Source organism: Curvivirga aplysinae, from assembly GCF_009711445.1.
Lineage (GTDB): Bacteria > Pseudomonadota > Alphaproteobacteria > UBA8366 > Aestuariispiraceae > Curvivirga > Curvivirga aplysinae.
This window is the reverse complement of record NZ_SMMC01000057.1, coordinates 1-5049: the sequence shown is the minus strand read 5'-3', so window position 1 is coordinate 5049 and position 5049 is coordinate 1. Positions and strand designations below refer to the sequence as shown.

The window sequence follows — 5049 nt, the reverse complement described above, 5'->3', positions numbered from 1 at the left end:
AATACACATAACTTATCTCCTAGTTGAAAACTCCGGATTAAAAACGCGATAAAAATTCTCATATTGTTTGATATATTGCCTAAAAACCAACCCCATTATCCGATATATATAAGTCATCCCACCTAAACCAAAACTAATTTGGCTTTATAGAAAGTTCGGAGAAACGAGAAAGTTAGAAGGTAGAGTAAAACCTTGGTCTTTGATTTTTTATGTCTGAAAAGATTAGATTTTTGGATTGCAATGCTGTTAGTATCATCCTACCAAAGCAATCGATTGATGTCATAAGTTACAGTCCTAATATGTGTCATTAGATGGGGAAAATATATAGTGTTGCGACTTCGCGTTTTAAAACCACGCCTCTGTAATCCAATTCTTGTTCTTTTACTGTCATCTTTTATTGGGTTTTCATCGGTAATCGCAGCTGAAATACATGCTGTTTCTTCTAAATTTGCACCATTACAAATGCAAAAAAACGGTAAGTTAGATGGATACACGATCACGATCATCCATGAATTATTAAATCGCATGACTGCAAGAGAGCTTATTCAAGGATTTACAATTGATCTTCTTCCTTGGAAACGGGCAATGCGTGCGGCAAAACTTGAAGAAAATACTGTATTCTTTTCTATTTCCCGCACTGAAAGTAGAGAAAAAGAATACCAATGGATAAGTGAAATTTCGCCATATGAAATTAATTTATATAAATTGAAGGATACTCCATTACCTACAATTACAAGTTTGGAAGAAGCTAAAACAAAAAATGTTATGCTATCTGCACCTATTGGCAGTAGCATAGCAGATCTATATCAGGAAACCGGATTGGTGATAGAAAAAAACTTTATCGAATATAATCATTACAACAATGGGATTCCGATGTTATTTGGCAAACGATTTGATGCTATTCCTTTGACTTCCTTTGTAGCCAAAACAAACGCCTGTGCCATTGGATATGATGGAGATCAGTTGGTTAAATATTTTCCACTCAAAAAACTTTCCAAGCCACTTTGGGTGGTCGCCAGCCTAAAAACCTCTCCTAATTTAGTCCAGACTATGCGTAAAATTATGAACGACCTTCATCAAGAAGGTTTCATCAAAGAAACTCAGGACATGTATATCAATCAATGGATCAACATGCCCTGTGAAGTTAAAGAATAAATATTGATGTTAGGTTATTAACATTTATTCATTAATCTTCTGGCAGTTTAGAACTAAGATAAGTCCTGTGCCAGCATCAATGCGTTTCCATCCGGATCATAAAATGTAGCCGTACTTACCATACCTTCAATTGTGATGGTTTCACCATCAAACTTGACACCAACGCCTTCTAACGCGTTGCGGGCGACTCCAATATCGTCTACCCCAAATACAGGTACGGTATTTCCCGGATTAGGTTCAGCTTGTTCCCCCAAGCCCAGCGTCACACCTTCTGTATTAGTTGTCATCTCACTCCAACCTGCATCATCCATATGATACAAAACCTGAAAACCAAGATTTTCTTCATACCACTTTGCACTTGCATGTCGATCACGAACTGAAAGAGCCAATGTAATTGTATTATTTAAGCGTGCTACTGACATAATGCTTTCCTATGTACTAAAAATATAGTATATATACTATATGAACATTTCTTTTCTTGTCAACATCACTTCTAAAGCATGGTCTTTAAAGATACTGGCGCTTTTACATACAGGTACTCCTGGGCGTCAGGCACCTTTATTGGCAGCCTGCGGGGCCAGTCGATCTTCTTTTACTGCAAGCTTAAATCATCTTGCGGAACTAGGTTTATTGGAACGTAATCCCGGTCACGGACATCCCTTACGACCAGAATTCAAACTCACGCCCGCTGGTGAAATTGCAGCATCTATGGCACACCGGGTCATAGATATTATTCCAAATGATGAAGACTTTGATGTCATTCGCCGCAGCTGGGCCGTTCCCGTGCTGGCCGTCACAGAAACGCCAAAACGATTTTCCTCAATCAAAACAGGATTAGTCGGGATTACAGATCGTGCTCTCTCACAATCTCTATACCTTCTGGAAGACCATCAGTGGATCAAACGGGAAATTGATGTAACTGAAAGATCCCCTCGTCCTATTTATCAGGCGGTCAATACTGGCAAGGCGATCAATCAGGCAATCAATCTTGAAATATCAATGTGAATGTAGCTATTGATCCACGATGTAACGGAAAGTTAAATTCACTCTTGGGTTATGAACAGTTTTAGTCTTAGGAATGGAATGCAACCAGTTTGTTTGTGTTGTTCCCTTCATCACCAATAAACTGCCATGCTGTAAAATTTGCGAAACATTTTCATCACTGGTTTTATGCTTCAACGAAAATTTTCGTTCCGCACCAAAACTCACCGACGCAATCGCACCATCACGTTTTAAATCCTTTTCTGCATCACTATGCCAAGCCATGCCTTCATTGCCATCATGATATAAATTCAACAGGCAGGAATTATATTCTTCGCCACTCTTTTCTTGAATGAGCTCCCGTAATTCTAACAACGTCAAAGTCCATGGCAAGGCATGTTTCGTTACTTTGGAATAGGTATAAGAATAAGGGTGATCGGCATACCACGCCGCTTTACGTTTTGTGGTGACCGTCTTCCCAAAAATCACTGCTTGATCATGTTCCCACGCAATATGATTCATCAAGTTCTGAAAATAGGCATCCGCTAAAGCCTGCGACATAATTGTCCCATAATAATGGACCACACCATCACATGGTAACAGGTTGCGTGGTTGCCCTTCCATTTGCTCAAATAAATCCATCTTTGCTCTATTTCTTTATCTAGAACTATCTCTATTTAAGTGCATCATGAAATATTATGCCCATAGCATAACGATGCCCCTTATGCACCTGACTTCCCCCATGTCGCATTTTTACGCGAAAATATCTACGTATCTCTTTAATGGGTTTAAAGTTAGTCGCCAAGATTTGGTTTTAAAACAGAGACTTTCTATTATGCCCTTGGAATTTGTTCCATCAGAAAAAATCCCCTTACCAATCGCCGAACCGACACCAGTTATATTAGCCACTTTTTCTTCAAAAATACTTATTTCAATCTCCTATAATGCCAATTTAATTTATGATTCTAGGATGTTCTTAACAAGCAAGCGACCCGTTTCTTGGTATTGAAGAATTAAATATGCGACCAACTTGTCTCTTCACATTCTTGACAAAGCTAACACATGATATGTATACGATATATATATTAATCATATACAGAGAGGGTTAGGATATGGGCATTGTAAAAATTGACGATGAACTTCATGAAGAAGTCAGACGCGTGAGCAGCGTGATGTGCAGAACGATTAATACGCAAGCTGAATTTTGGATGAAGATTGGTATGCTTGCAGAAACAAATCCAACCCTATCGTTTAACGAAATTGTCAAGATGGAATTGGAAGCTTCCAAGCAAAAAGGGCCTAATTTGAAAGTTATTGAAGATGGTTAAAACCGAAGATGAAATCGCCTTAATGCGCATATCTGGGCGATTATTGGCATCCGTCTTTGAGATGCTAGATACACTATCTCTAGAGGGCCTCTCAACAATGGAGATAAACGATGTTGTTGAACGGTTTATTACTTATGACCTTGATGCACGTCCCGCCAGTAAAGGACAATATGGATATAAATATGTCTTGAATTGTTCTATCAATAATGTGGTTTGCCATGGTTTGCCCAGTACCACAGAAATCATTCAAAATGGCGATATTATCAATCTGGACATTACTTTAGAAAAAAACGGCTATATCGCTGATTCCAGCAAAACTTATATGATTGGTGATGTAAAACCCGCGGCAAGGCGATTAGTCAAAATCGCCCAAGAAGCCATGTGGCAAGGGATCAAACAAGTGAAACCAAATGCACATCTTGGGGATATTGGATTTGCAATTAGTCGGCATGCAAAACAGCACGGTTATTCAGCTGTTCGTGAATATTGTGGCCATGGCATCGGTCGCGAGATGCATGAAAAACCGGACATCCTGAATTTTGGACATCGCGGTACAGGGTTAAAGTTACAAAAAGGTATGGTGTTCACGGTGGAACCCATGATCAACCAAGGACGACGTACCGTAATTACGGAAGATGATGGATGGACAGTTCGAACAACAGACAAAAAGCTTTCTGCTCAGTTCGAACATACCGTTGCGGTTACAGAAACTGGGGTCGAAATTTTAACTTTACGATCGGATGAAACCCATTTCATGAGCGGGTCGCCTTGATTTATTGATCTAACATCAAAGAATATTTTGGCAATAATTCTTCTGTCATTGCGTCTCTGTTTTCACCAATCATCTGCCAAATATCTTCGACATCACCTTTATGCTCTTCGGCAAATTTATGACTGAAAATGAGATAGTAATTCTTTGTCACAATTGGCGGTTCCAACTTAACGATGCCCGATACTTTCAATAGTTTTATATGCGCTTCCACCACCACATCTTGATCTGCAAGGCCATCAATTCTGCGATTCAATAATTTCTTGATGTTGCGCTGAGTTGACATGGCCTCCTCAACCTCAACACCCGCAGAACGTAATATCTTAACAATCGAATATCCCGTATTCGCACCAATAGGGCGTTCAAGGTTTGAAAAACTCTTGCCATCCCAAGACAAAGATGAGTTTTCAGATTTAAAGATTGAATAGGAAAGTGTTGCTAATCTAGCCTCAAAATCTCCATCCTTAATGCCAGCTGGATAAACACCAAATTCTTCTCGCTCCTTTGAATGGGAAAACAAAAAAGCGGCATCTAGTGCATTTTCTTGAAGCATTTTTAGAACACGTAATCCGGGCACGCGAATAAATTCAACGTCATATCCCATTTCCCTCATCACATGACCCACGATCTCAACTGAAACCCCTGGTGGAGATGCAAGCTTATCACCGGACCCGGTAATATAAGGAAAACTGGAATTAGAATTAAAACCAATCCTGATTTTCAAATCACTTGCATACGACACTGTCGACAGACATATCGTAAAGAAAGTGAATATAAATATTATTCTCATGAAGTTCTTATGCCCCAATTATTTGC

At 39.3% G+C, this 5049-nt stretch carries 8 protein-coding genes; 4 read left to right on the top strand and 4 right to left on the bottom strand.

The features are described 5' to 3' along the window. Positions 1-327: 327 nt before the first annotated feature. Positions 328-1155: a substrate-binding periplasmic protein gene (locus E1160_RS00775; RefSeq protein ID WP_155153089.1), complete on the top strand. Its 828-nt coding sequence runs from the start codon at positions 328-330 to the stop codon at positions 1153-1155. Positions 1156-1208: 53 nt separating this feature from the next. Here the strand turns inward: E1160_RS00775 and E1160_RS00770 are convergent, their stop codons facing one another. Beyond that, entirely contained in the window at positions 1209-1577 is a 369-nt protein-coding gene (locus tag E1160_RS00770; RefSeq protein ID WP_155153088.1) for a VOC family protein, read from the bottom strand. A gap of 40 nt (positions 1578-1617) precedes the next feature. Here E1160_RS00770 and E1160_RS00765 point away from each other — a divergent pair, with 40 nt between their 5' ends. After that, positions 1618-2160 (top strand): winged helix-turn-helix transcriptional regulator, encoded by a 543-nt coding sequence (locus E1160_RS00765; RefSeq protein WP_155153087.1) that lies wholly within the window; start codon positions 1618-1620, stop codon positions 2158-2160. A 6-nt stretch (positions 2161-2166) separates the two neighbouring features. Here E1160_RS00765 and E1160_RS00760 read toward each other — a convergent pair whose 3' ends face one another. After that, entirely contained in the window at positions 2167-2778 is a 612-nt protein-coding gene (locus tag E1160_RS00760) for an alpha-ketoglutarate-dependent dioxygenase AlkB family protein (RefSeq protein WP_155153086.1), read from the bottom strand. A 31-nt stretch (positions 2779-2809) separates the two neighbouring features. Beyond that, positions 2810-2941 (bottom strand): 2OG-Fe(II) oxygenase, encoded by a 132-nt coding sequence (locus tag E1160_RS17500; protein ID WP_155153085.1) that lies wholly within the window; start codon positions 2939-2941, stop codon positions 2810-2812. A gap of 307 nt (positions 2942-3248) precedes the next feature. On the opposite strand from E1160_RS17500, the gene E1160_RS00750 reads away from it, so the two are divergent. Then, a complete protein-coding gene (locus E1160_RS00750; RefSeq protein WP_155153084.1) occupies positions 3249-3464 on the top strand; it encodes a ParD-like family protein in 216 nt (71 codons plus the stop codon). Further along, complete coding sequence (gene map, locus E1160_RS00745) at positions 3457-4236, top strand: type I methionyl aminopeptidase (protein WP_155153083.1); 780 nt, start codon at positions 3457-3459, stop codon at positions 4234-4236. Before E1160_RS00750 ends, map begins: the two co-directional genes overlap by 8 nt. Position 4237: 1 nt before the next feature. Here the strand turns inward: map and E1160_RS00740 are convergent, their stop codons facing one another. Further along, positions 4238-4975, bottom strand: coding sequence for a substrate-binding periplasmic protein (locus E1160_RS00740; RefSeq protein WP_218048628.1), 738 nt, complete (start codon positions 4973-4975; stop codon positions 4238-4240). Between the last annotated feature and the right edge of the window lie 74 nt (positions 4976-5049).

Excerpts from the sequence above, each read along its gene's own strand:
- E1160_RS00765 (WP_155153087.1), top strand. The coding sequence starts at position 1,618 with ATGAACATTTCTTTTCTTGTCAACATCACTTCTAAAGCATGGTCTTTA.
- E1160_RS00760 (WP_155153086.1), bottom strand. The coding sequence starts at position 2,778 with ATGGATTTATTTGAGCAAATGGAAGGGCAACCACGCAACCTGTTACCA.
- E1160_RS00750 (WP_155153084.1), top strand. The coding sequence starts at position 3,249 with ATGGGCATTGTAAAAATTGACGATGAACTTCATGAAGAAGTCAGACGC.
- map (WP_155153083.1), top strand. The coding sequence starts at position 3,457 with ATGGTTAAAACCGAAGATGAAATCGCCTTAATGCGCATATCTGGGCGA.
- E1160_RS00770 (WP_155153088.1), bottom strand. The coding sequence starts at position 1,577 with ATGTCAGTAGCACGCTTAAATAATACAATTACATTGGCTCTTTCAGTT.